At 47.0% G+C, this 24,944-nt stretch carries 18 protein-coding genes; 12 read left to right on the forward strand and 6 right to left on the reverse strand.

The window, feature by feature from the left end:
- Window positions 1-591: 591 nt before the first annotated feature.
- From V6668_RS04900 to V6668_RS04910, 3 genes are all read left to right on the forward strand, one after another.
- Entirely contained in the window at window positions 592-1,323 is a 732-nt protein-coding gene (locus tag V6668_RS04900) for a hypothetical protein (RefSeq protein WP_338707846.1), read from the forward strand.
- 12 nt (window positions 1,324-1,335) lie between these two features.
- Complete coding sequence (locus V6668_RS04905) at window positions 1,336-3,024, forward strand: VWA domain-containing protein (protein WP_338707847.1); 1,689 nt, start codon at window positions 1,336-1,338, stop codon at window positions 3,022-3,024.
- Window positions 3,025-3,260: 236 nt separating this feature from the next.
- Window positions 3,261-4,400 carry a toxic anion resistance protein gene (locus tag V6668_RS04910; protein ID WP_017690481.1) on the forward strand — a complete coding sequence of 380 codons (1,140 nt, stop codon included), beginning with the start codon at window positions 3,261-3,263 and terminating at the stop codon, window positions 4,398-4,400.
- 120 nt (window positions 4,401-4,520) lie between these two features.
- On the opposite strand, the gene V6668_RS04915 is transcribed toward V6668_RS04910, so the two are convergent.
- Together V6668_RS04915 and V6668_RS04920 are read right to left on the reverse strand one after the other, a co-directional pair.
- On the reverse strand, window positions 4,521-5,072 hold the full coding sequence (locus V6668_RS04915) for a hypothetical protein (RefSeq protein ID WP_143781107.1): 552 nt from the start codon (window positions 5,070-5,072) through the stop codon (window positions 4,521-4,523).
- 145 nt (window positions 5,073-5,217) lie between these two features.
- Window positions 5,218-5,811: a TetR/AcrR family transcriptional regulator gene (locus tag V6668_RS04920; protein WP_076329763.1), complete on the reverse strand. Its 594-nt coding sequence runs from the start codon at window positions 5,809-5,811 to the stop codon at window positions 5,218-5,220.
- A gap of 192 nt (window positions 5,812-6,003) precedes the next feature.
- On the opposite strand from V6668_RS04920, the gene V6668_RS04925 reads away from it, so the two are divergent.
- On the forward strand, window positions 6,004-6,762 hold the full coding sequence (locus tag V6668_RS04925; protein WP_076329762.1) for an SDR family oxidoreductase: 759 nt from the start codon (window positions 6,004-6,006) through the stop codon (window positions 6,760-6,762).
- 172 nt (window positions 6,763-6,934) lie between these two features.
- On the opposite strand, the gene V6668_RS04930 is transcribed toward V6668_RS04925, so the two are convergent.
- Complete coding sequence (locus V6668_RS04930; RefSeq protein WP_036672606.1) at window positions 6,935-7,969, reverse strand: LacI family DNA-binding transcriptional regulator; 1,035 nt, start codon at window positions 7,967-7,969, stop codon at window positions 6,935-6,937.
- A 445-nt stretch (window positions 7,970-8,414) separates the two neighbouring features.
- On the opposite strand from V6668_RS04930, the gene V6668_RS04935 reads away from it, so the two are divergent.
- From V6668_RS04935 to V6668_RS04950, 4 genes are all read left to right on the forward strand, one after another.
- A complete protein-coding gene (locus V6668_RS04935; protein WP_338707848.1) occupies window positions 8,415-9,701 on the forward strand; it encodes a maltose ABC transporter substrate-binding protein in 1,287 nt (428 codons plus the stop codon).
- Between the two features lie 247 nt (window positions 9,702-9,948).
- Window positions 9,949-11,304, forward strand: a complete 1,356-nt coding sequence (locus tag V6668_RS04940; protein WP_047841752.1) for a sugar ABC transporter permease — start codon at window positions 9,949-9,951, stop codon at window positions 11,302-11,304.
- Window positions 11,301-12,137: a sugar ABC transporter permease gene (locus V6668_RS04945; RefSeq protein WP_036672604.1), complete on the forward strand. Its 837-nt coding sequence runs from the start codon at window positions 11,301-11,303 to the stop codon at window positions 12,135-12,137. The genes V6668_RS04940 and V6668_RS04945 overlap by 4 nt, the downstream gene beginning before the upstream one ends.
- 148 nt (window positions 12,138-12,285) lie before the next feature.
- The gene (locus V6668_RS04950; RefSeq protein ID WP_338707849.1) at window positions 12,286-13,572 is read left to right on the forward strand and encodes an MFS transporter; all 1,287 of its coding nucleotides are present in this window, start codon (window positions 12,286-12,288) and stop codon (window positions 13,570-13,572) included.
- Between the two features lie 148 nt (window positions 13,573-13,720).
- On the opposite strand, the gene V6668_RS04955 is transcribed toward V6668_RS04950, so the two are convergent.
- The gene (locus tag V6668_RS04955) at window positions 13,721-15,877 is read right to left on the reverse strand and encodes an alpha-amylase family glycosyl hydrolase (protein ID WP_338707850.1); all 2,157 of its coding nucleotides are present in this window, start codon (window positions 15,875-15,877) and stop codon (window positions 13,721-13,723) included.
- Window positions 15,878-16,324: 447 nt separating this feature from the next.
- Between V6668_RS04955 and V6668_RS04960 the strand changes: the two genes are divergently transcribed.
- Genes V6668_RS04960 through V6668_RS04970 form a run of 3 tightly spaced genes read left to right on the forward strand, consistent with a single transcriptional unit; the run spans window position 16,325 to window position 20,492 of the window.
- A complete protein-coding gene (locus V6668_RS04960; protein WP_338707851.1) occupies window positions 16,325-17,704 on the forward strand; it encodes an alpha/beta hydrolase in 1,380 nt (459 codons plus the stop codon).
- Complete coding sequence (locus tag V6668_RS04965; RefSeq protein WP_338707852.1) at window positions 17,701-19,119, forward strand: hypothetical protein; 1,419 nt, start codon at window positions 17,701-17,703, stop codon at window positions 19,117-19,119. Before V6668_RS04960 ends, V6668_RS04965 begins: the two co-directional genes overlap by 4 nt.
- Window positions 19,113-20,492 (forward strand): fatty acid--CoA ligase family protein, encoded by a 1,380-nt coding sequence (locus V6668_RS04970; RefSeq protein WP_338707853.1) that lies wholly within the window; start codon window positions 19,113-19,115, stop codon window positions 20,490-20,492. Before V6668_RS04965 ends, V6668_RS04970 begins: the two co-directional genes overlap by 7 nt.
- A gap of 429 nt (window positions 20,493-20,921) precedes the next feature.
- On the opposite strand, the gene V6668_RS04975 is transcribed toward V6668_RS04970, so the two are convergent.
- Complete coding sequence (locus V6668_RS04975; RefSeq protein ID WP_338707854.1) at window positions 20,922-22,694, reverse strand: alpha-glycosidase; 1,773 nt, start codon at window positions 22,692-22,694, stop codon at window positions 20,922-20,924.
- Between the two features lie 223 nt (window positions 22,695-22,917).
- On the reverse strand, window positions 22,918-23,499 hold the full coding sequence (locus tag V6668_RS04980; RefSeq protein ID WP_047841757.1) for a hypothetical protein: 582 nt from the start codon (window positions 23,497-23,499) through the stop codon (window positions 22,918-22,920).
- 425 nt (window positions 23,500-23,924) lie between these two features.
- On the opposite strand from V6668_RS04980, the gene V6668_RS04985 reads away from it, so the two are divergent.
- Window positions 23,925-24,938 carry an iron-siderophore ABC transporter substrate-binding protein gene (locus V6668_RS04985; RefSeq protein ID WP_338707855.1) on the forward strand — a complete coding sequence of 338 codons (1,014 nt, stop codon included), beginning with the start codon at window positions 23,925-23,927 and terminating at the stop codon, window positions 24,936-24,938.
- The last annotated feature ends 6 nt before the right edge of the window (window positions 24,939-24,944 follow it).

Genomic DNA, 24,944 nt, shown 5'->3' on the forward strand with positions numbered 1-24,944 from the left:
AATTTAGGTGAGTTGGAAAATGTAACGAATCTCAGCGAAGTTATTTCATTCGAAATAAGCGCTAAACAACGTTTTTACACCTAATACACGAATATAACGGGTCTCAGGTTCATTACATTTTCAGATGAGCTGAAATGCACCAAATAACCTCACCTCAGTTCGTTAGCTGTAGAATAAGGCATTAAAATTTTAATAAGAACACGAAAAATAATGAACCAACGCATAAGGGACGAAAGCGGATGATCTCCGATTCGTCCTTTTTGCTTTGCTCCTTTTTCAGACAAGTCTTATATAAAAAATGACACGCATAGCTATTTTCCACGTATTACCTGATAACATTTCTTCTCCACAATCTGCTGTCTCGTAAAGCTCACTTTTTATGGATTGACCACAAAATTTCCTGCCAAGTTCCACGTTGTCCCTGAAAATATGAAATGGGATAAGCCCAAACCACGTATATTATGAGTATTCAAATATCCAATCATATCCACCTGAGAGCGTTAACATCATGTACAATAAGAATAAGTTGAACAGGAAAATTACGACATGAAGCACCAATATATAACATGAAAGGAGGTCGGATGATTGAACATGATTAAGTACATAAAATTGTTGGGGTTGGTCCTCGGTATTGTGGCTGTGAATGTTCTCGCATTCTCACCCGGCTTTATCGGGCTGAATTTCGGGGAGGGCGCATTCACAACTGCGCTATCCGTTACCCTTCTGTTCGGCAGTGCAATGGCACTCTTATATGGAAGTTACACCTTGCTGTTCAGACAACCGGTAGTCCTGCCCGTGAAGCATATCGAAACGCATGAAGATTATGTGGAGGCACTATCTTTTTATAGACGCATCAAAGTCCTCGAAGAAGATATTACGCTGGGGCTGTCCCAACTTAGTCGAATGAAAAAGAAAAAAGAAACACTCCTGAACGTGCTTCATCAACGGTTTGATCCAGGGGAACTGAGCTACAAGAAATTTGCTTCGGTCACATTGGAAGTGGAGAAGTTGTTATACCTGAACATCCGCAGTGTACTGAACCGGTTGAATGTATTCGATGAAGCCGACTATGCCAACATGATGAAATCCAAATCCTCCACACTTCCCCAGAAGCTTTTTCAGGAAAAAACCAAGGTATACAACGATTATCTGTCTTATGTGAAGAATTCGCTCCACACCAATGAGGAAATTTTGCTCAAGCTCGATCAGTTGTTACTCGAGATTTCACGCCTCGACAGCTTTGAAGCCGGAGATATTGAACAGATGCCTTGTATGCAGGAGATTGATCAGTTAATCAAGCACACCAAATTATACAGACAGTGAGGGGTTGCTCGTATGGCCAAGAAGGGAAAGTTTTTTTTCATATCGATTGTAATGCTGGTACTTGTATTTGGTCTGGTCTATGCAGGGATTACACTGACGTCGAACTTTGGCAAGTCAACCACACAGGTGAGCACAGAGAATGCAGGTAAGGAACTGGGAAAACTGTACGCGGACATTGCGCCAGCGACGGCGGAACCGGTCAAAGGACAGATTGATCTTGATCCGGTCGACGTAGCAGAATCACTACCGGATATCTCGAAATTTCCGATTGCTGTAGAGAATACAACGAATGATTACGTCGAAATTTTCTCTTCCCCAGAGAAGTCGGGCAGCGGGGTAGACGGCTGGTTAACCGAAGTGGGCGAGGAGTTCAACAAAGCAAATATTACCGTTGGTGGGAAACAGGTATCGGTCAAAATCCGCAACATTGCCTCCGGAACAGCCACCGATTATATCAAGTCCGGTAAGTATATGCCGGATGCCTTCACACCTTCCAATGAACTGTGGGGCGAGATGGTTGAGGCCAGTGGAGTGAAGACAGAGATGGTATCCGAGCGACTGGTCGGGAATGTTCCGGGTATTGTCATCTCCAAAGCCAAATATGATGCACTGGTTGATACGTACGGCTCCGTTAATGTAAAAACCGTAACCGAAGCGATTGCCAACAATGAACTCGCGATGGGATATACCGATCCATTTGCCAGCTCCACAGGACTGAATTTCCTGGTGACCGCACTGAATACGTATGACAGCGCCAACCCGCTTGGCGAGAAGGCTATTGAAGGGTTCGAAAAATTCCAGACGAATGTACCGTTTACAGCGTCGACAACGATTCAGATGAGGGAGGCTGCCAAGTCCGGCAGACTGGATGCCTTTGTACTCGAATACCAGACGTATGTGAATACCGCTGATCTGAAGAGTGGTTACGTCTTTACACCATTTGGTGTGAGACATGACAGTCCGCTGTATGCACTCGGTCAACTGCCGCAGAACAAACAGGAGATCGTCCAAAAGTTTGCGGAATTCGTAACCCATGCGAAGTACCAACAATCGGCGGAGGAGTTCGGTTTCAACGGGTTGCAGGATTACAAATCCGAACTGGCTACTGTGGATGGCGGCACGTTGTTGTCTGCACAGAAAGTATGGAAAGAGAAGAAGAATGGCAGTAAACCTATTGCTGCCGTGTTCGTGACAGACGTATCCGGAAGCATGGACGGCGAACCGCTTAACCGACTGAAGGAGTCCCTACGCAAAGGTCAGAAGTACCTGGGCACTGAGAATAGTATTGGCTTGGTTTCTTATTCTAGCGGGGTAACCGTGAATCTGCCGATTGCCAAGTATGATACGAACCAGCAGTCCATGTTTGTCGGAACAGTTGATAGTCTGCAAGCTGGCGGTGGTACGGCGACCTTTGACGGGATCGTGGTGGCGATGAAGATGCTGGAAGATTATATGGCTGCTGATCCAAACGTGAAGCCGCTGATTTTTGTCCTAAGTGATGGCGAGACCAACGAAGGTCATACCCTGAAGGATATCCGGGATCTGGTTGAAACGTACAAAGTGCCAATCTATACGATTGGATACAACGCGGACATCAAGGCTTTGGAGAGCATCTCCAGCATTAACGAAGCGGCAAGCATCAATGCCGATACCGACGATGTCGTGTACAAGATTGGTAACCTGTTTAACGTACAGATGTAAATTTATAACACGAAGACGTAGAGTGCAGAACCGATCTGAAGAAGCGTAGCGGTCGCCTAAAAGCTTTCTGAAAGAAAGCTGCTTCGGAAGCATACGCTATCACCAGATTTCAACCGATTAATGAGGAAAATGAAGAAATATGGGGATAACAGCGATCGGAGGATGGTGCTGCAATCGGAGTCACTCGCGTGGAATATCAATCATTTTACAGCACGTATTTAGAGGGGGAACTGTAGATGTCATTTTCAATGGAAATACCGAGCCAGAAGGAAATTCAGAAGGTGATTGAGGAAGAGGTGAAACCCGTGCCCGCTGAGGTCGCGGAGCTTCAACAAGTGGCAAATGCCAACGTAGAGATGATCATGACACTGGATCTCGAATCCCTGGAGAAGCGCAAAGAAATTCTGCAATCCATTGACGGCTTTGGCATGAACACGATGAGATCCTCTTCTGAGAAAAACGCCTTGCTTCAAGTCTCTGTTGGACATCTGTCCAAGACGGGAGACGAGGGCGGTCAGGTCGCCAAAGGTTTGACCGAGCTGCATATGCAACTGAAGGATCTCGACCCAAGCGTGGTCGACTTTGCCAAGACCGGTTTCCTCGGGAAATTGTTCAATCCGCTTCGCGCCTATTTCCTGAAATATCAGAAGGCGGATGCAGTCATTGCTGACATCGTAACTTCTTTGGATAAAGGCAGATCCACCCTGCGTAACGATAATACAACCTTGGAGATTGAACAGCAGAACCTGCGGGAACTCACCAAACGACTGCAAAAGGAGATTCAGCTTGGCGTGCTCATGGATGAGTCCATCGACGCGCAGATTGAAGCCGCCAAGGTCCGCAATGAGGACCCTGAAAAAGTCCGGTTTATTACGGAAGAAGTGTTGTTCCCACTCCGTCAGCGGGTGATGGATCTACAGCAGATGTTAGTCGTGAACCAGCAGGGTATCATGGCGATTGAAGTGGTGATTCGCAATAATAAGGAACTGATCCGAGGCGTAGACCGTGCGAAGAATGTAACCATCTCTGCATTGAAAATTGCCGTTACAGTAGCAAGCGCTTTGTATAATCAGAAGATTGTATTGCAGAAAATTGAGCTGCTGAACCAGACAACCAACGATCTGATCGCCGGAACATCCAAGATGCTCAAGGATCAGGGGATTGCCATCCAGAAGCAGGCGTATGAAGCCAGCATCTCCGTGGATACGATGAAACAGGCGTTCACCGATGTGCTGTCGGCACTGGATTCGATCAGTCTTTATAAGCAGGAAGCTCTGCCAAGAATGCGCGAGACGATTAACCAGTTCCGTGAACTTGCGGATACCGGAGAGCAGCAGATTCAGCGGTTGGAGAAAGGGCAGAAGCTGGGCCTGTGATAAGGAGAGAGAGAAATAAATACCTATTTGATTGTCCTCTTTATTTATAATTAGAAAAAGCGACCGTTCCTCATTAAACATGAGGAACGGTCGCTTTTTGGGCTTCTATGAAGATAGGTACTAACTGTCATACCCCAAGCTTCTTGCATAGGCGTATAACTGTTGTTCGCATTGATCCATTAGAACACTAGCGGTGTTTACTTTGGCATTACCCTGTTTTAGTAACGTGTAATTCACTTTGTTCTTGGATACTGCCTTTTGGTACAACAGGTACCCTTCGAGCTGAGTGTAACTTGCCTTAACAAATGTAGCGTGGATTTTCTTGATTTGCGGGTTGGTAGGCTTGATTTGTTTTGCCTTGGATACCAATTTTGTATAATTGGGGATCACCGTATTCGTAAGTTTAAGATACATGGACTTGCGATTGGTTGAAGTTACCTGGGTGTCGATGCTTTCCAAAGCTGTGAAGGCTTTGGCCTCATAAGTTTCAAGAGCAAATAACTGATTAGTGTACTCTTTAAATTCTGCATAACTCTGATCCAAATCTGAATATGTAGAGGTTGCTACTTTGGCTGTATCAGCAGAAGCGGCTGGAGAGAGAAGCACTCCGCCAAGCAAAACAAAACTGGTAATCAATGATATAATCCACGACTTCTTCAAATGTAATGTCATCCTCCTTTTGTTATATTCCATTGGATAACCTAACATATCATTACCAGAAATTACAGGAATACATTTACATAATTTTAGTGGTAAAGCTTTCTTAAAATTCCTCTCAATCAACCTACTCTAGGGAAGTAAAACGATTCAAAAAATCTCAGTTTTTTAACACGACATTATCCGGCTTGTAATGGATGATCTTGAACAACTCCTCGGCCATGTAGGCGGGGCTGTGCTTGAAATCCTGTCTGATCCACTCCATGATCATGCCAAATATCGCATGAGATTGGTAACTTGCCAATATTTCATGGTTGATGTGCGGAGGGAAGATATGGTTCAGATCCTGTAAAGCAAGATCCCGAAGGACATCACAGATCATACGCTGGAAGTTGGAGGAGGCCTCAGATTTCACAACCAGTGTGTAGAATTGTGCGTGCTGGTGTACATGCTCAAATATAGTGATAGCCGAAGAGGGCATCAGATTGACTTCGAACTTTTCCTCATCCTGATAAGGTTTGCGGAAAGAAGTTACCAGATCCTGAATCACATCATCGATAATTTCGTTGAACAGGTCTTCTTTGTACTGATAATGCCTATAGAAAGTTCCCCGATTCAGATCGGCTCGCTGCACAATATCCGTAATCGATATTTCTTTAAAGGGATGTTTTTGCATCAAATGGATGAGTGCATCCTTCAGTGCAGCTTTTGATTTCTTGATTCTTCGGTCCATTGAATTCATAGTTTCAGACATCTATTTACCTCCTCGCGAGTTCACTTTATTAGTTAAAGTACATTCAGGCTTAGTAGTGTTGTTTAACGTACAATTGGACAAGCTTTTACTGATTGAAGTGAAACGCTATGACTTATTATACTAAGGATAAGAGTTAATGAACATTTGTTTGTTAACTTATTGTAAACGAATACACAAAGGAGGATACATGGAATGAAACTTCAAGATAAAGTTGCAGTTGTTACAGGTGCTGGTTCAGGTATGGGGAAAGCAATTGCCACGTTGTATGCTCAAGAAGGCGCGAAAGTCGTTGTATCGGATATTAACGAAGAATCCGCACAAGCGGTAGTCAATGATATTAAAGCACAGGGCGGAGAAGCGATTGTCGTTCTGGCCAATGTGGCTAAAGAAGAAGATGTGCAAAATCTGATCGATACGACGGTGAGCACATATGGTACAGTAGATATTCTAATTAACAATGCGGGAATTATGGATGGTATGGAGCCGGCAGCTGATATAACGGATGAGAAGTGGGAGAGATTGTTTGCTGTGAACACAACCAGTGTGATGCGGACAACACGTAAAGTATTGCCGATCTTCCTGGAAAAACAAAAAGGTGTTATCGTGAACATTGCTTCGGCAGGGGGCCTACACGGCGGACGTGCAGGAGCAGCCTATACGGCGTCCAAACATGCGGTCGTGGGCTTCACCAAAAATACAGGGTACATGTATGCTGAGCAAGGCATTCGCTGTAATGCGATCGCTCCAGGCGCTGTGGCAACCAATATCAGCTCCTCCATGACAGGTATTAGCCATTTCGGTGCAGGGCGGCAACAGCTTGGGATGGCAATCAACCCACGCATCGGGACGAGCGAAGAGATCGCCAAAGTGGCTTTGTTCCTTGGATCTGACGAGTCCAGCTTCGTGAACGGAACTGTCGTTACAGCTGATGCAGGCTGGAGCTCTTATTAATCCATTGAAGTGTAGCCAAGCATGGAGTACGGAAATAGTGTGTGAATTAAGGAAGCCGCATGAGTATATGCGGCTTCTTTTTTTGCACCTATGCACCTACGTACGGTGGATAACAGCATCATATTCCGTGTAGGACAAACGTTTGCATTACTACACGGATACCCGAAATGAATCAATCTGAGGGTGGCCTTGGTTTGGAAAAGAGTGAGGATTCACGCACGATCAGACGATGGGGGATAATGACCGGATTATGAAGCTGTGGTTCCCCACTAAGAATTTTTAACAATACCTGAACGGCTGTATAACCAAGCTGATAAGTCCCGATGTCGATAGAGCTTAGGGGTGGAGAAGCCAGTTCCGATAATGCAATATTGTTAAAACTGACCACACTGATATCTTCAGGCACCAGATAATGAAGCTCGGCAAGAGCTCTCAATACCCCAAAGGCCACATTGTCATCGATGACAACAATTGCGGTGGGTCTGTCCGGCAAGGACATGAACAGCGACATCGCTCTGAATCCACTTTCCTGCAGAAATTCGCCTTCCACAATCCAATCACTATCCGCATCCAGCCCGGCTTGGGCAAGCGCTTTTTGGTATCCTAACATACGATCATGCGATAACGTAATGTCCGGAGGACCGCTGACAAATCCGATTCGCGTATGTCCTTGGGCGATCAGGTGATGAGTCGCATCATAAGCAGTCTGCACATTATCGTTATCCACCATGGGGGCATTTGGATGAGCTTCACTGCGACCGATTAACACAAAAGGAAACTTTTCCGCTTCCAAAAATGAAATGATGGGATCATCTCGCTTAGACCCAAGCAGCAGAATACCATCGACCCTTCGGCCATGCACAAGGCGTGATATCGCATGCAGTTCATTGTCTGATGATGTTTCAGTTGTTAGCAGCAATTCATAGTTCATTCGGGTGGCATGTGTAATAATACCTCGGAGCAGTTCCCCGAAAAAGTAATTTTGAAACAACTCTTCTGCAGGACGCGGAAGCATAATCCCAAGGGTATGTGTTGTTTTGGAAACCAGGCTCTTCGCGATGATGTTGGGATGGTAGTTCAATTCTTTCATAATTTGCTTCACTTTGAGAGACGTTTTGGTGCTGATTCTAGGATGGTTGGAAATCACCCGTGACACTGTAGAAGGGGAAACACCCGCCAATTTGGCAATATCCTTGATCGTAATCATGTAAAAAATCCCTTCTGAACAATCGTATAAATATTCTCCTATGGTAATCCAAAGGATACGAGAAATCAATTGCTAACTGCCGAGTAAGGGATGCACGTGAAGTGAAATTAAGGAAGAAAGAGTCAGAACAAGGAAACAGGAAATTACTGTAGGTAGAAGAAGGAAATTGGTTAAAATTGAGCAAATATGGCTTGTGCAAACGTTTGTGCAAATAAAGATCGTTATTGTATGATGTGATTGTTATTGTAGCGCTTACATCAGTGGATTTACATACTTCTTGGCTTGTTTACCCCTACATATTTAACCGATAGGTCATCTTGTCTCCCGTTTGAGCAAACGTTTGTACAAAAGAGGATATGGGATGCAAAACCTGACAACATACGCAGACAAAAGGGTGAAAAGCGCGAACTTTGTTGGACCAAGCAGAGGGAAGGGGACATTTTACATGAGAAAATGGCAAGGGGCAACATTGTCCGTCATGATGGCTTTTACACTGGCTGCGTGCGGGGCTGGAGGTGGAAGTCCATCTCCAACCACGGCAGGTGAAAATCCGGAGGAAGTTGTAGAGCTGACAGCCGAGAACCTTCAGCCTGAAGAAGGGGCAACCCTGGTGATCTGGGAGGATAAAAATCAAAGTACCTTTATTGAGCAAAGGGTCAAAAAATTCGAAGAAAAATATGGGGCAACGGTCAAAATGGAGGAATTACCTCCAACCGATCAGGTAACCAAGCTGACGACGGATGGCCCAGCGGGTCTGGCGGCAGATGTGGTTGTTTTCCCACATGATAAGATTGGTAGCGCTTCAGAGGCGGGACTTATTCTGCCCAATGACATATTCGAAGCAGAGACCGCAGAGAACACCAGCGACAACGCACTGAAGGCAGTGACGTTCAAGGATATCCTGTACGGCTATCCGTACAGCGTGGAGACCTACGCCCTTTTCTATAACAAGGCACTCTACCCAGAAGCTCCGAAAAACTTTGATGAGATTATCAGTTTCGCCAAGACGTTCAATAATGTGAAGTCCAATCAGTATGCGCTGATGTGGGAATTGCAGCAATTCTACTATAACTATGCATTCCTGGCTTCACAGGGCGGTTATATTTTTGGAGACAACGGGATGGATAGCACGGATCTCGGTCTGAATAACGAAGGAGCCCAGAAGGGTGGACAGTTTTTGCAGACGCTGAAGTCGGAAGTGCTACCGCTCAAGATGGGTGACGTGAACTATGATATCAAAAAAGGATTATTCTCCAGCGGCAAGCTGGCTATGGACATTAACGGTCCGTGGACCATTGCCGATTATCGCAATGCAGGTATTGATTTTGGCGTTGCTCCGCTTCCGGCAATCGATGGCAAACCGATGACCTCCTTCTCAGGTGTTAAAGCCTATTATGTGAATGCATTTACACAATACCCGAATGCGTCGAAGCTCTTGGCAGCGTTCCTTTCCAATGAAGAAGCTCAGATGGAGAACTTTGACCTGAACGGTACACTTCCTGCGAACAAAAACGTAGCTGCTGATCCGAAGTTGCAGGAGGACCCGATCAATAAGGCGTTCCTGGAACAGTTCAACAACTCGACCCCAATGCCTTCGCTTCCTGCCATGGACAGCGTATGGGGACCGATCACGTCGGCCATTACGGATATCTGGGATACCGATAAGGACGTGAAGGCATCGCTGGACAATGCCGTGAAACAGATCCAGGAAAGCCTTGCCACCGTCCAATAAGGACGAACGACGAGTGCGAAGATATGCATAAGAGCTGCATAATTGAACTTCATATTTACACCAAAACGTAGAGGACAGAAGAAAGCTGAAGAAGTGAAACTAAAAGCTTTCTGAAAGAAAGCTACTTCGGAAGCATAGGCTCGCCTTTATCACCCATCGGAAGCTTGTTCTGTCATCGGAGTGGTCAGTGTAAGTACACTTTTGTTCAATGTATACAGGTTAGCAATAGGCAGGGAGGAGAGAGCGAATGCAACAGCAGCATGTCCCGGTGCCTGTTGGACCGAACAGGGAAAGACAGCATCGGATGACAGCGGCTATATGTTCCATCATACTGCAAGGTCTTGGACAGCTGTACAATCGACAATGGATTAAGGGAATTTGTCTACTGTTACTGGAGGGAGCAGGGCTTGCGTACCTGCTTCCTCGGCTGTCACAGGCCGTATGGGGCATATGGACACTGGGGGAGAATACACAGCGTTTTGTCAAAGTGAATGGGTCCACCGTACTTCAAAGGGGAGACCATTCCATCTTTTTGCTGCTGGATGGCATTATCGTATTACTGGTGTTTTTTGTGTTTATTCTAATCTACATTCTGAATATTCGGGATGCGTACGTCACGGGACTCGCCAGGGAGGAAGGGAAACAGACCTTGGGCGCAGCGGCATCGCTTCGAAACATGATGGACAAAAACTTTCCGTATCTGTTCCTGTCCATCCCGGCACTAGGTATTCTTTTCTTCACCGTTATGCCCATCCTGTTTACGATCACGATCGCGTTTACCAACTATTCAGCTCCGGATCATATTCCGCCAGCCAAACTCGTGGACTGGGTGGGCTTCAAGACGTTCAGTGATCTGATTCAATTGAAATCCTGGAGCCAGACATTCTACGGTGTACTCACTTGGACGGTCATCTGGGCCATTCTGGCGACAGTCACCACCTATTTTGGTGGTGTACTTGTAGCACTGTTGATTGAACAGCGGGGCATACGCTTCAAGAAGCTGTGGCGGACCATTTTTATTCTGCCTTATGCCATCCCGCAGATCATCTCCTTGCTGCTCATGCGTAATCTGTTCAATGGTCAGTTTGGTCCAATCAATACGTACATGAGAGCGTTTGGACTGGAGGGATTACCCTGGCTGACAGATCCGTTCTGGGCCAAGGTTACCGTCATTGTTGTCAACATGTGGATCGGTATTCCGGTCAGTATGGTGCTGATTCTGGGTGTACTGACGGCCATCCCTCGTGATCTCTACGAGGCTGCCGAAGTGGACGGAGCATCTGCGTTTCAGAAGTTTCGGATCATTACGATGCCGTTCATTCTTTTTGCCACAACCCCGGTACTCATCATGCAGTTCGCCGGAAACTTCAACAACTTCAATGTCATCTTCCTGCTGACCAACGGAAATCCATTGCGGGGAGACTACCAGTACGCAGGGGCAACGGACCTGCTGGTGACCTGGCTCTACAAGCTCACACTCGACAATAACAAATTCAATATGGCTTCAGCGGTAGGTATCATCATTTTCCTCATTATCGCTTCATTCTCTATCTGGAACTTCCGCCGCTCCAAATCATTCAAGGAGGAGGACATGATTCAATGAAGACACGTAATAATCCGCTGCGTCTGGCTCTGAGTTATGTGCTGTTGCTGATCATCGCCGTTGTCTCCATCTATCCGGTGCTCTGGATCGTTCTCTCTTCCCTGAGACCCGGCGCGGCATTGTTTAGTGAACGGTTATGGCCAGAAGCATTCACGCTTACTCATTACGGTGAGCTGTTCAATAACCCGTCCTTTATGTACGGCAGATGGTATATGAATACGCTGAAAATTGCCTTTTTCACGATGATCTTCTCCACGTTGATGGTGACACTTGGGATGTATGCCCTGTCCCGCTTCCGCTTCCGTGGACGTAAAACGATTCTCTCCACCATGCTGATCCTCGGGATGTTCCCGAGTTTCATGAGCATGATTGCCATCTATATCATTTTGCTGCAAATTAAATTGCTCGACACCCATGCTGCGCTCATCCTGGTCTATTCATCAGGAGCGGTACTGGGCGGATTTATCGTCAAAGGTTTCTTTGACACCATCCCGCGTAGCCTGGACGAAGCGGCGCGCATGGATGGTGCGAGTCACCTGCGAGTATTCACCAGCATCATTCTGCCCTTATCCAAACCAATGCTGACTTATGTGGCACTAACCAGTTTCACCGGTGCGTGGATGGACTTTATCTTCGCCCGGCTGGTGCTGCGGACGAAAGAGAACTGGACCCTTGCGGTAGGCATGTGGGATCTGGTCAACCGTTATCAGGACAGTAACTTTACGATGTTTGCTGCGGGGGCGGTACTGATCGCTATTCCAATTACCCTGCTGTTTGTTTTCCTGCAACGATTCCTGGTTCAGGGTCTGACGGCAGGAGCTTCGAAAGGGTAATCCTGTGCCATAACAGCATAGTCAGCCGCGATACCTGCGGCACGCCAACCAGGCACTTCCGTGATGTCATGTCTTTATCGACTGGCAATGCTGCGGAAGTGCCTGGTTCTGCATGGGCTCGAATCATGATTAGGGAGGAACGTGATGTATGGGCATGAACCCGTCCAGTAAGCCCGAGATTATGGGATACCAAGATGGACAAGCTGCATTGCATAATACTAAAGCTCCACCAACACTTTGGCGTAATGTTACCTTTCGCAGGATATTGTACGGCTACGGCATCTCGGTCTTCGGGGATTGCTTCAATGGGATTGCGATTAGCCTGTGGGTGTTACAGACCACAGGCAGTGCAAAGAGCATGGCGGCCGTACAGATCTGCAATATGGCTGTCAGTTTTCTGTTTGGATCGGTGGCGGGTACGGTTGCAGACCGATTGGATCGCAGGAAGCTGATGCTGGCCTCGGATGTATTTCGGGGCGTAATGGCTGTACTGATTGCGATTAGCTTGTTCGGCTGGCATGCGCCGTTCCCAGTGGTGCTGCTGTTGCTCTCACTCTCCATGTTTTCAAGCTTGTTTCAGGCACCTGCATTCCACGCCTCTGTAGCAAGTATGGTGGGCAGAGAACATATTCAACAAGCGACCGGAACCATTCATATGGTGGATAATCTTGCCCGAATCAGTGGACTAGCCGCTGCGGGAGTGGCTGTTGCTGCTTTTGGCGGGTTCGTTGCCATATTAATTACAGGAGCAACCTTCCTGTTGTCTGCAGTCTGTGTGCTGATGACGGGTCGCTTTCCTGAGGTACAGCGATCCGGTAGTCAGCAGACCACGTTTGCTCAGGAATGGCGTAGTTCGTTTGGCTACATCTATCGGAATCCTTTGATCCGATCCATCGTATTGCTCAATCCGTTGCTGATTTTATTTTTCATGTCGGCCATGATGCTGGTTCAAGTGATGGCGGTCAAGGTATGGGAGGCGAATCCGGTACAGTTTGGATTAATTGAGACCTGTATTCCGCTGGGATACATGATTGGCTCTGCGCTACTGATTGCTTCGGGGAAACGATTGAAGCGAAGAGGGAGATGGGTGTTTATCGGTCTGATTGTGTTGGGGCCGATTTATATTTTTTTGGCGAATGTATCCTCTCCAATCATGGCGTTGCCGTTAATCGTGGGCGGAGGTGCGATGTTCGCGTGCTGTACGATGCTCACCCAGATTATGCTGAGGACAGCCGTTCCGGACGAGATGCAAGGAAGGGTCTATGGTGTAGTTGGAACAATCACCAGTACAGCGCCTATTCTGGGATTGACGATTGTCTCCGTATTGGCAGATCAATGGGGGGCAGCTTCTGTGCTGCAAGGCGTGGGCATATTACTGCTGGCGACAGGTATTCTGGCCGCTACAACACTGAAGTCGATCCGAACCTATCATTAGAAATGTGAGATATAGATCCAATCTATATTAGTTGAACTATAAACATTTACACGATCATTTGTTCAATTTATATAGCATAATCCAACAGCTAAACCCGGACCATACGCTGCGTTAGCGTAACTCCGGGTTAGCTTGTGGACTGGATATTCTATTGCCAGTTTACATTGACTGTGGCTGTACCGCTGGTTGGTGTGGTGAACGTGTGGTTGGAACCACCTTCCCACGTAATGGTTGCACCATTTTTCTTGAAGAATTTGAACTCCAGTTGTTTCCCGGCTGGCACGCTCACATCATAGTACCAAGTTGGGTAGGCGTGGATGACCTGATTGAAAGCAGGGCCGATAGCTGTTGTGCCCGTACTCCAGTTGCCCAGTTCTGCAACATTACCTGTTAGATAGATGTTCTGACCCAGTGTGGTGGAAGCATTGTTAATGACAAATCGTACAGTGACCTGATCACCCGTAAGGATGGTGAAGTTGTTATACGCATTGCTGTTAACACCGTTCGCAGCTACTTTCACAGCATAATTGCCTGCGGCAACCGCTGGGATCGTCACTTTGATCTGCGTATCTTCCCAGGATGTGATCGCAGCACCGGTAACGGCTGTTGTACCGAAGTATACCGTACCTTTGGTGGAGCCAAATCCACGTCCGCTAATGGTAACGACATTACCCGGTTTGCCCATCACCGGACCTACATGTCCGATCGTTGGTGTAGTTTCGCTCGTTGTATACTGCCATACCGCTGTTGCTCCGGCTGCCAGTGTGAAGGAAGAGACGTTGCCATTGGTGGAAGTGATGTTATTACCGTTCAGTGCACCGCCCAGTACATCGGTGTAGTTGCCTGTTGGCAGTGAAGTGCTTAGATTCGCAATGCTTGCTGGTGTGGAGAGATTACGGTTCACCGCAACAACAGCTACACTTTTGCCAAATTTGCGTTCATAAACGTACACATCATTATTGATCCAGCGTTGCTGAGTAGAGCCATAGGCGATTGCTGGATTGGATTTGCGCAGAGGGGCCAGTTTGCTGATCACGTTGAAAGCAGTGGTTGTTTTGGAGAAGGAAGGCATTTTGGCCCGATTATCAGGGTCTCCGTTACCCGTCAGATACTGCTCGGTACCATAATAGATGGCAGGTACGCCGCGTGAAGTCAGCGTGAAAGCCAGCGCTTGTTCAAGACGACGGTTGTTGACGGCACTTGTTTTGAACCGATCCATATCATGGTTGTCGATGAACGTAACTTGGTCATTCACCTGATTGTAATCTGCCGCTGTGCCTGTAATCATCGAATCCAGAGCATACATGTTGGATGTGTTATCCCGGAAGACATCACGTACGGCAGAGTTAAAGCGGAAATCAAGCAGGCTCATCCCGGATTCGTTGGCAAATTCCGTGTTATCCGCATCAGATGCAGCGGAGCCCAGGAACCATTCACCAAAGGTGAATACAGGTTTATGTGCATAGATGGAGGACATCCAGCTCTTTTGCCAGCCGAGAGGCATATGTTTCACCGCATCAACGCGAATACCATCCACGCCCATATCGAGCCATAGCTTGATTGCATCTTTGAAATATTGATCAATAGTACTGTTATTGTGATTCAGGTCAGCGAGGTCATAGAGGTTTTTGTAGATACCATTCTCCAGGGAGGAAAAATCGGAGCCGCCGTTGTGATGGAAATATCCATTTGTATCATTTGTGTATCCGCCAACAAGATTACCGTTGTCGTATAACTTGCCATTCTCCGCAAAGGAGGTATCTGTTTCCATGGCAGGAGACGTATGGTTCGGTGCAAAGTCAATGACGATCTTGATGCCTTTGGCATGAGCGGTGGAAATCAGATTTTGAAAGTCGGCCATCGTTCCGAAATACGGATTGGTCTTCTTGAAATCCCGTGCCCAATAGCCATGATACGCCGTGTTGGTCACGCCGCTGTAGTTGATGGTGGCGAAGATATTTTCGACCGGCTGGGAGATCCATAATGCCGTAACGCCCAGATCGCTGAAATAGTTATCGTTGATTTTGTTGATCAAACCCTGCCAGTCGCCGCCGCAATACAACTTCAGGTTGCTACAAGTGGCATCGTAGGCAGCTCCAGTTGGGTTGTTGGAAGGATTGCCGTCCAGGAAGCGGTCCGTAAAGATCTGATAGATGACGTCTGTACTGAAGTTCTGCTTGTTGGTAACTGCGGTATCGGCATCGGCATAGATCGCTGAAGCAGGCAGATAGGGAAGTGCGCCCCCTGCAAGTAAACTGAGTGTCAGTGTTGTGCTGAGGAGTACACGTTTGGCCATTTGAAACATAGTAATCCACCCTTCTCGTGAATGTAGTAGTTTAGATAAACAACCAACCCGGCTCTTGAATAATAGCGTTTTCAATACAGCGAAGTGTTACGCAGTGGATTGAAGACTTCCCTCCTTTTGACACGCCAACAACCCCGGCATCTCCTTCGGGAGTTACCGGGGTTGTCCTAAACCGCTCAGGTTTAAAAGCATGGCCCTCGAGTTATGATCACAACGTTATCGTAAGAAATATTGGATCTTATGTCAATAACTTTTTTGGGAGCATTTATTTTCTATTTTTATGTTTACAAAAGCACGTCCGGGGATTTAAACTATTCGCAGATTCACAATATAAGGGCTATGTATCCCGGGACACTTACGTGTTTTCTAGGACAACCCCGTCTCTTCTGAGGCGGGGTTATTTGTATTATGCAGTCGAATTGGGAGAAGAGAGGCGGTTGATGATCGTTGAGTACCCATTCTGTCATCGAATGTTTGGAAGGCATTCAGGCGTCGCGGCTGGGCAATATCCGCAACATTTATGTGTACCTCCCGCCCGGTTACCATGAGCAGACAGCTCGGCATTATCCGGTTCTGTACGTTCATGCGGGGCAGCGGGCTTTTGGTCCATCCGGGCCAGGCAATGAAACATGGAATATGGACCAGACAGCAGACGGTCTTATTTCCTCCGGGCAGATTGAATCACTGATTATTGTCGGCATTACGCATGTTCGTCCAGTCACGCACAACGAATTCTACCACTTCATTGCTCCGGAGAGAGAGGCCGTGAGTGTGGGGTGCTCAGGCATCGCCTATGAGCATTTCATCATTCATGAGCTCAAGCCGATCATTGATCATCGTTATCGGACGTTACCAGACAAGCATAATACCGGGCTGTTAGGTTCATCTGCCGCGGCGCTTTGTACATTGCACATGGGGATGCGAAATCCGGAGGTTTTTGGAAAACTGATCATGATGTCGCCATTTTATGTGGATGTGCAGCTGGACGAAACATCGGAGAGCGGGCTGTTGGAAGAAGACATGTATCGCTTGCCAGAGGAGGTACCCGCCGTTCGAATATGGATGGATATTGGAGATACGGAAGGTCTGTTTCTGCCTTCTCAGGTCAGAAGGGTAGCTCATCAATTACTTGAACGCGGAGTAGGATCGGATGAGGAGTTGGCGTTTCTGGAACAGCAGGGTGCCTGCCATCAGGAAGGTGACTGGGGAGCACGCGTTCACCTCCCGTTACTGTACATGTTCGGCCACGTAGGTAAGCCCTCCTCGCTCGAACTGCTTGGAAGGGATGTCATCGGACTAAAGGGTGGAATGACCGTGTGTATCAATGCACAAATGCACTACGAGAGTGGATTGGTTCAGAGTCTGCTGCATGGGAATTATACTTCGAGTGACCCAAATGTGCTTCAGGTTCATGCGAGTGGAGAGTTGGTTCCTGTCGGTATTGGAAGTGCATCCATCACGCTGACTATGGGGGAACTGTCTGCTACACGCATCTACACTGTCGTTCCTGAATTGTCCACTCATGTGGAGGTCTGCATTCATGCAGACGTAGCTCCCGACGAAGACTCGGAGGAGACGATATATGGTGGGATGGGCATGAAGCTTGTTCGTTCCGGTAAAGGTCGATATGAAGGTAGTTACCGAGTCCCGCGAGATAGTGGGTTCTCCTTCCGGTTTACTCGCGGTTTCCGTCGTTTCGAGACCGATGTGGATGGCAAACCTATTGCCAATCGGGTATTTCGAGCGACAGATGATATGTCTGTGCATTACCTAATCCAATCCTGGGGCAGTACGTCAGCCAAAACGGGAACAGGAGGCCCAAAATGATCATTCCTTCATTCGCTCCAGTGCTGGACATTCCTTATTATTATCCCTGCAATTTTCCTCTGATTCATGAAGTGCTCCATCGACAAGGATCCATCACAAGTCTTGCACTGCTGGCGGCAAGTCGGTTGTACAGCCTTCCTTCGTGCGGGGATAACGGACTGGTGAAGCCTTATTTTCACAAACTGGATTATGTAGAGCCAATCTGGGAGATGTATGGTCAGCGACAGCTGGAAAGCTTCGAGGAAGGCAAGACGCAGATCCGGCAGTATATTGGCGAAGGTGGGCTTTTTTTGGCTACAGGAACCAGTTATCATCTGCCTTACTGTGAGGATTATCAGAATCCCGAGTACATTCGCAAACACGTGAAGCAAGGTTCCCGACTACATCTGGTAGACCATTGGATTGCTGTATATGGTTTGGAAGATGAGCATGTTCACGTCTACGATCCCGTGCCCTCCAAGTATAAGGGAAAGGTTACTCAAAGGGCCTTTCATGACTTCTGGAAAGGAAACCAAAGCATACCCGAGCTTGCTCAGGCGAAGCGCAAAGAAGAACTCCGAACGTATGGAACCATGGACATTCGGGCGACTGTGAAGCTGGACTCTGACGGTTACCGAGACATGTTGATCCAGGCGTTAACAACGCAGATTGGAGAATTTCTGACAGGCCGGACGATTACACAAGGAGAGCGCAATTTTCATTTTGGACATGCGGTATCGCTACAACTGTTACATGCACTGCATGAGGTGAATGAAGGGGATCCGGCCAATGAAATGTTAATATCGGGTCTGTTGTTTGATATGCGATGGAGTCGATATTTTCTTCGAGATCTTCTTCAGGAGTCTGCCTTATGGCTCGGTTCTCCACTTGATCAATATGCGAGAGAATTCAGCGAGATCATTGTACGTTGGGAGAAGGCCTACAATATGCTTCAGGTCAGTCGGATAAAACAGCGTGAGCAGTGGAAAGTACAGCTAACAAGTGTAATTAAAATGTTGGTCACCGATGAATGGCAATGGTATGAGTCACTTCGACAGTCCATACCTCAGGCAGATTGCTTCCCACGTCAGGCCGTGTTGATGATTGGACAAGAACACAGGGAGGATTTGCTCCGTATCGTATTGGATAGTTGCCGGGAGTTAAACGCGTACCATAATACAACGATTCCACTTGGTGAGGGTGGTAACGCTCCACTGTACGGACGAAGTGGGCAACTGGATTCGCTGGAACTCGTGTCATTGCTTGCAGTGGTAGAGCAGGGAATTGAAGATCGATGGGGTACGGGGATGGGAGCCGCACTGGCGGAGATGGCTGCTGCTTCCATGCCGGAAAGCCCATATCAGACCGTAGGTTCACTTGTTGATTATCTCGCACAGCAATGGGCGCCTGCCGGTGAGGAGGATGCAAGATGTTGAACCAATTCTTGCTTGAACGATTCGCGGAGCAGGGACAGCAACCTGCGCTGATCTGGAAGGAACAGGAGTACAGTTACCGTTGGCTGCTGGAACAGGTTGGCATCATGAGTGAGCGGATTACAGCAGAAGGGCTGAATGGGCAACTTGTAACGCTGGAGGAAGACTATTCCCCCTATGCAGCGGCAGCGTTGGTTGCTTTGCTCGGACAAGGGTGTATCGTGCTCCCCATGGATCGGAACCTGGTTGAAGCCAAACGAGAGGAATATATCCAGCTGGCACAGGTGAAGTGGCGTTTGGGCGTTGAAGAAGGCAAGTTGTGCATTCGGCAAACATGTGAATTATCTGGAGAGGTTCCTGTGTTGTTATCCTCGCTGGCACAGGAGGGCGTAGGCGGACTGGTACTCTTTTCATCTGGATCAACCGGAGTAAGCAAAGCGACTGTCCATCGTGCAGATCGGCTGTTACATGGTTTTCGGCGGCAGGTTCGGCCCTTGCGAACGATTCCATTCATGATGTTTGATCATATCGGCGGTGTGAATACCATGCTGCAATCCCTGTCCAGTGGGGGCTGTCTCTGTATCATTGCGGATCGTTCTCCCGAAGAAGTGTGCCGAACGATTGAGAAGTTTCGTGTGCAGGCGCTGCCTGTCTCCCCAACATTCATGAATCTGTTGCTGCTGGGTAGAAATGATGAGGGGTATGATCTGTCGAGTCTCGAAGTTGTGTCATACGGATCGGAAGTGATGCCTGAATCCGTACTGGCAGCCTGGAACCGGAGATTTCCACAACTAAGGATGATACAAGCCTATGGCATGTCTGAACTTGGCATTCTGCCAACCCGCTCCAAAGAGCCAGGCTCGTTGCTGTTTTCCATTCAAGATGAAGGGGTCAAGTATCGGGTGGTGGAAGGAGAATTGCAGATTCACACGGAAACCGCGATGATTGGATATTTGAATGCACCTTCACCTTTTACAGAGGACGGGTGGTTACGTACTGGGGATGAGGCCGTGCTGGAGCAGGGGTACATTCGTATTCTGGGCCGCCGTTCCGAGATCATTAATGTAGGGGGACGGAAAGTGTATCCTGCCGAGGTCGAGGGTGTTCTGGAAGAGATGGAATGTATTGAAGCGGCTGTAGTTTCGGGAGAACAGAGTGGTATCACGGGTCAGAGGGTGAAGGTGACTATCCGGCTGGCTACAGAATGTACTCTCACCGATCTGCGGCGATCCATCTGGGAATATTGTCAGGACAAGCTGCCTTCATACAAGATTCCGCAGAAAATCGTAATTACACAGGGAGCGCTCGTAAGCTCAAGAATGAAGAAAATACGAAAACCAATGACTTCGACACCCTTCGCCTCGGCTGGAAAATAGGTCGCTGCCTCGAAGAGTTTCACCTTGCTTGAATCGGTATCGCTAACGAACCTCAGACATCGTATTGAGGGGATAAACAAGAAAAGTAAAACCTAACGAATCTCAGTAACGTTATTGCTTCAAAAATACGGCTTCTGGTCTCGAAAATCGACGTATTGGACGAAATAAGGTCTCTCTGATTCGTTAGGCATTTAACCCGCGTATAATGAAGCAAATAACGTGTGCTGGGTTCGTTAGGATATGACGTATAAGATGCACAAGACATACAAGACATACAAGACGTATAAGATACAGAAGAGGCTGTCCTTGGTCTGATATGCTCCCCATACAGTAACAGGATTTTATTATTTACCTGTCTACTTTATGGGGAGCATATCACCTAGGGGACAGCCTCTTTGAAGTTATTTTTCCTTGTTAGCTGTATTTATCTCAGGCCTCAGCTGGTTGTTTCACCTCAAGTTGCATCAGTGAGAATCCGTATGCTTCCAGATTGAGGGTCAGTTTATTTTGCCGAGCTTCCACGGTGTTGGATGTGAACAGATTTCGCCAGACGTTACGATCTCCCAAGGGGAGTTCAAGGGTACACGGCTCATCACCCGCATTAAGAACAAGAAGCATGCGCTCTCCCGTATGCGAATCCAATCGTTCGATGGCAAGACAAGGGTCTCCGGCTTTTGCATATACAATCTTCAGTTCCGTGCTGCACAGGGCAGGGTGCTGTTTGCGAAGGGAAATCGTACGGGTGAAGAATTCCAGAAGATCGCGATTCTGTTTGGTCTCATCCCATTCCATACACTTGCGGCAACCCGGATCATATCCCCCATCAAGTCCCACTTCATCTCCATAATAGATACATGGCACACCTGGATACGTAAGTAGTAACGTAACGGCAAGTTTCATCTTGCGCTGGTCTCCATCACATAAGGTCAGCAGTCTGGGTGTATCATGACTTCCGAGCAGATTGAAGGACGCTTCGGTCACAGGCTGTGAATAGGCTGCGAGCAGTTTGCCGATCTCATTGGCAAATGCGAGTCCGTCGAGCTTGCCGTGCACCGTATAGTCCAATACCGAATTGGTAAACGGATAATTCATCACGGCATCGAACTGGTCTCCCTGAAGCCACATGAGCGAATCATGCCAGATCTCACCGAGCAGATAGGCGTCAGGTTTAATGGCTTTTACCGTCTGACGGAATTCGCGCCAGAACTGATGATCCACCTCATTCGCCACATCGAGCCGCCATCCGTCAATGTCCATCTCCTCAATCCAGAAACGTCCTACCTCTAATAGGTATGCCTTCACTTCAGGGTGTTCCGTGTTCAGTTTCGGCATGAGCGGTTCAAAGGCAAAGGTGTCATAAGTCGGTATACCATCCTCCACACGCGGCGGCCAATCTTTGATATAGAACCAATCTGCGTAGGGAGAGGCAGCTCCATTCTTCATGACATCGACAAAAGGAGGGAACTCTCTGCCGGAATGGTTGAACACCGCATCCAGAACGACACGTATGCCGCGCTGATGACAGGCATCCACGAACGCCTTGAACTGTTCATTGGTTCCAAAGTGAGGATCAACCTTCATGTAATCGCCTGTATTGTATTTGTGATTCGTCGTGGCTTCGAACAACGGACAGAAATAAATGGCATTGATGCCGAGCTGACTTATATGATCCAGATGATCCAGCACACCTTGGAGATCGCCGCCGAAGAAGTTCACCGGTGTAGGTTCTCCTCCCCAGGGTTCAGCATTTTTGGGACTGAGGGATGGATCACCATTGGCATAACGTTCAGGGAAAATCTGATAAAACACAGCGTCCTTAACCCAGGCAGGCGGTTCAAAAATGTCGACTGGATTCATAAATGGAAAATCAAAGAATTCGAGCGGATGATCAGGCAGCGCCTGCTCGAATCCGCGCTCCGTCATCCAGACCGATTCCTCTCCTTGAATCAGTTGGAAACCATACCGTAATCGGCGATAGGGAGGTGAAGTCTCAGCTTCCCAATAATCGAACATTTCATCCCGGGCAAAGATATGCATAGGGGTGTGTGTGATCGTCCGATCCCAGGCATATTTGTCTCCCGTAATCGCAATCACCGCATCCAGGTCCCCACGTTTGGACCGAAGTCGGAGGTGCATGGTCGAGCGGTCATACGCATAGGACCAATTGAGTTTGGGGCGATGGTAAACGGCTTCAAGAATCATGTAAATCACTCCTCGTCAGATGATGAAATTCAGATAAAAGTGGCCATTAAACGCAAAAAAAGGCACAACCTCAATTGTTCACGAGGTTGTACCTTTCGGCAGCATAGCCTTTTGATTATAGTGCTATTATACGAACTAACTCAGCAAAAGAAAACACTTTTTTTCCTTAAATTTCAAATTGTTTTATTCGAAATGTAGGACGCATATCTGCAATTACTGTTTTTTATAAATCAAATCCAAGTTTATTGGCGTATGCAGAGAATTCTTTGTGAAATTTCTCGATATTTTTCTTGCCGGTAGCAATTTTGGCATTGGCTTGTTTCAGGACAGCGCTGTTTACCGTTGTTTTGGAGACAGATTTTTTAGCGAGTTGGAATCCTTCCAGCTGTGTATAGCTACCTTTGATCAAGTTGGCATGGATTTTTTGCAATTCCGCATTTTGCGGTTTGATCATCTTCAGCTTGGATACATATTTGGTGTAGTTAGGAATCGCTGTATTGGTCAGTTTCAGGAAAACGGACTTGCGATTGGATGATGTGATGTAAAATCCACCTCCCAAAGCATTGAAGGCTCTCTCCTCATATACCGATGCCATATCCAACTGATCAAGGTAGCCCAGGAAATCTTCTTCTTCGACTGTAGGGATCGGTTCTTGTTCTGACGTGTCAATTTCTTCATAGTATTCGTCTTCCGAATATGTAGTGGTTGAGTCATCCGCAGCAGCGGCATAGGACCCTACAGGTGCGAACACCCCGCCGAGCAAGACAAAACTCATAATGATTGATAGTACCCATGATTTCTTCACGTGTTAATATCCCCTATCTATAGATGTGATTTTATTCCAATGGATAATCTAACATAGTACAACAAGAAATTACAGGAATTGTTTTACAGTAAATTCATCAGTCAAACGCATATGAATGAATAATGAGTCACTAGCAAAAAGGACATGTATTAGATGAAACTAAAAGTAAAAAGAGAGATTTGTATATTTTGTAGGTAAGAAAAAAATTACATATATGGTTTGTGTGGAGGCGTATTGTATCGATATATATTGTATTGGTTTAGTTAATTTATCTTTATTTAATGTTGTTTTATGAAGTTACAGAGTTCGACAGGGAGTGAGAAGTTTTTCCAAATAAAATGCTTGTATAATGATTTCATCTCCATTACAATACAATTGATAATGAGATTCAATATCATTTAGATAAAAAAGGGGAGACGGATTTCATGTATAAAGTAAAGAAAAAGCTATACATTTATGCAGCACTTATTCTGATGATTTCATTACTTGCTGGTTGTGCTTCTGGTGGAAGTGCCGAGACAACAAATACGTCCAGCCAAGCTGCAAGCAGCAATGAGAGCAATAATGAAAGTGATACAACTGTCAGTACGACTGAAGATCAGACCCGAGTGATCAAACATGCCATGGGCGAAACCACAATCAAGGGAACCCCGCAAAAGATCGTGACACTGTTCCAGGGTGCGAATGATGTCGTTGTTGCACTTGGCGTGAAACCGACAGGCGTGGTGGAATCCTGGGTTCAGCAGCCAGTCTATGAATATCTGAGAGCAGATCTGGACGGAGTTCCACAAGTAGGACAGGAATCGCAACCCAATCTGGAAGAGATCAACAAGTTGAAACCCGACTTGATTATTGCTACGAAGATCAGACATGAAGAGATCTATGAGCAACTGTCGCAGATCGCACCAACGGTAGTGACGGAGACGCTTTTTGACTGGAAAGAAACGGTGAAAACTGTTGGGGAAGCGATGAATAGGGTTGAGCAATCGGATAAATTGTTGTCTGATTGGGATGGCCGTGTAGCTGATTTCAAAGAGAAAATGGGGGATCGTCTGCCAATTGAAGCAACCATCACGAACTTTAGAGCCGATCAAGTTCGTATTTTCTACATGGGATATGCAGGTAAGATTCTGAATGAACTTGGGTTCACTAGACCTGCCGGACATGACGCAGACACATGGGGAGTTGAATTGACTTCCAAAGAAAACATTCCAGATATGAATGCAGACATGATCTTCAACTTCAATTCAGGCACAGAAACAGATGCCATTCAGAAAAATTATGATGATTGGACCAGCAGTCCACTTTGGAAAAACCTTGATGCAGTCAAAAACAACCAACTGGTTCAGGTCGATGAAGTGGCCTGGAACATGGCAGGTGGATACACATCGGCCAACATGATGCTGGACGATCTATATAAGCAGTTCAACCTGAACTAACTAACA

The organism is Paenibacillus amylolyticus, from assembly GCF_036894225.1.
Classification (GTDB): Bacteria; Bacillota; Bacilli; order Paenibacillales; family Paenibacillaceae; genus Paenibacillus; species Paenibacillus amylolyticus.

Excerpts from the sequence above, each read along its gene's own strand:
- V6668_RS04900 (WP_338707846.1), top strand. The coding sequence starts at position 592 with ATGATTAAGTACATAAAATTGTTGGGGTTGGTCCTCGGTATTGTGGCT.
- V6668_RS04905 (WP_338707847.1), top strand. The coding sequence starts at position 1,336 with ATGGCCAAGAAGGGAAAGTTTTTTTTCATATCGATTGTAATGCTGGTA.
- V6668_RS04910 (WP_017690481.1), top strand. The coding sequence starts at position 3,261 with ATGTCATTTTCAATGGAAATACCGAGCCAGAAGGAAATTCAGAAGGTG.
- V6668_RS04915 (WP_143781107.1), bottom strand. The coding sequence starts at position 5,072 with ATGACATTACATTTGAAGAAGTCGTGGATTATATCATTGATTACCAGT.
- V6668_RS04920 (WP_076329763.1), bottom strand. The coding sequence starts at position 5,811 with ATGTCTGAAACTATGAATTCAATGGACCGAAGAATCAAGAAATCAAAA.
- V6668_RS04925 (WP_076329762.1), top strand. The coding sequence starts at position 6,004 with ATGAAACTTCAAGATAAAGTTGCAGTTGTTACAGGTGCTGGTTCAGGT.
- V6668_RS04930 (WP_036672606.1), bottom strand. The coding sequence starts at position 7,969 with ATGATTACGATCAAGGATATTGCCAAATTGGCGGGTGTTTCCCCTTCT.
- V6668_RS04935 (WP_338707848.1), top strand. The coding sequence starts at position 8,415 with ATGAGAAAATGGCAAGGGGCAACATTGTCCGTCATGATGGCTTTTACA.
- V6668_RS04940 (WP_047841752.1), top strand. The coding sequence starts at position 9,949 with ATGCAACAGCAGCATGTCCCGGTGCCTGTTGGACCGAACAGGGAAAGA.
- V6668_RS04945 (WP_036672604.1), top strand. The coding sequence starts at position 11,301 with ATGAAGACACGTAATAATCCGCTGCGTCTGGCTCTGAGTTATGTGCTG.
- V6668_RS04950 (WP_338707849.1), top strand. The coding sequence starts at position 12,286 with ATGGGCATGAACCCGTCCAGTAAGCCCGAGATTATGGGATACCAAGAT.
- V6668_RS04955 (WP_338707850.1), bottom strand. The coding sequence starts at position 15,877 with ATGTTTCAAATGGCCAAACGTGTACTCCTCAGCACAACACTGACACTC.
- V6668_RS04965 (WP_338707852.1), top strand. The coding sequence starts at position 17,701 with ATGATCATTCCTTCATTCGCTCCAGTGCTGGACATTCCTTATTATTAT.
- V6668_RS04970 (WP_338707853.1), top strand. The coding sequence starts at position 19,113 with ATGTTGAACCAATTCTTGCTTGAACGATTCGCGGAGCAGGGACAGCAA.
- V6668_RS04975 (WP_338707854.1), bottom strand. The coding sequence starts at position 22,694 with ATGATTCTTGAAGCCGTTTACCATCGCCCCAAACTCAATTGGTCCTAT.
- V6668_RS04985 (WP_338707855.1), top strand. The coding sequence starts at position 23,925 with ATGTATAAAGTAAAGAAAAAGCTATACATTTATGCAGCACTTATTCTG.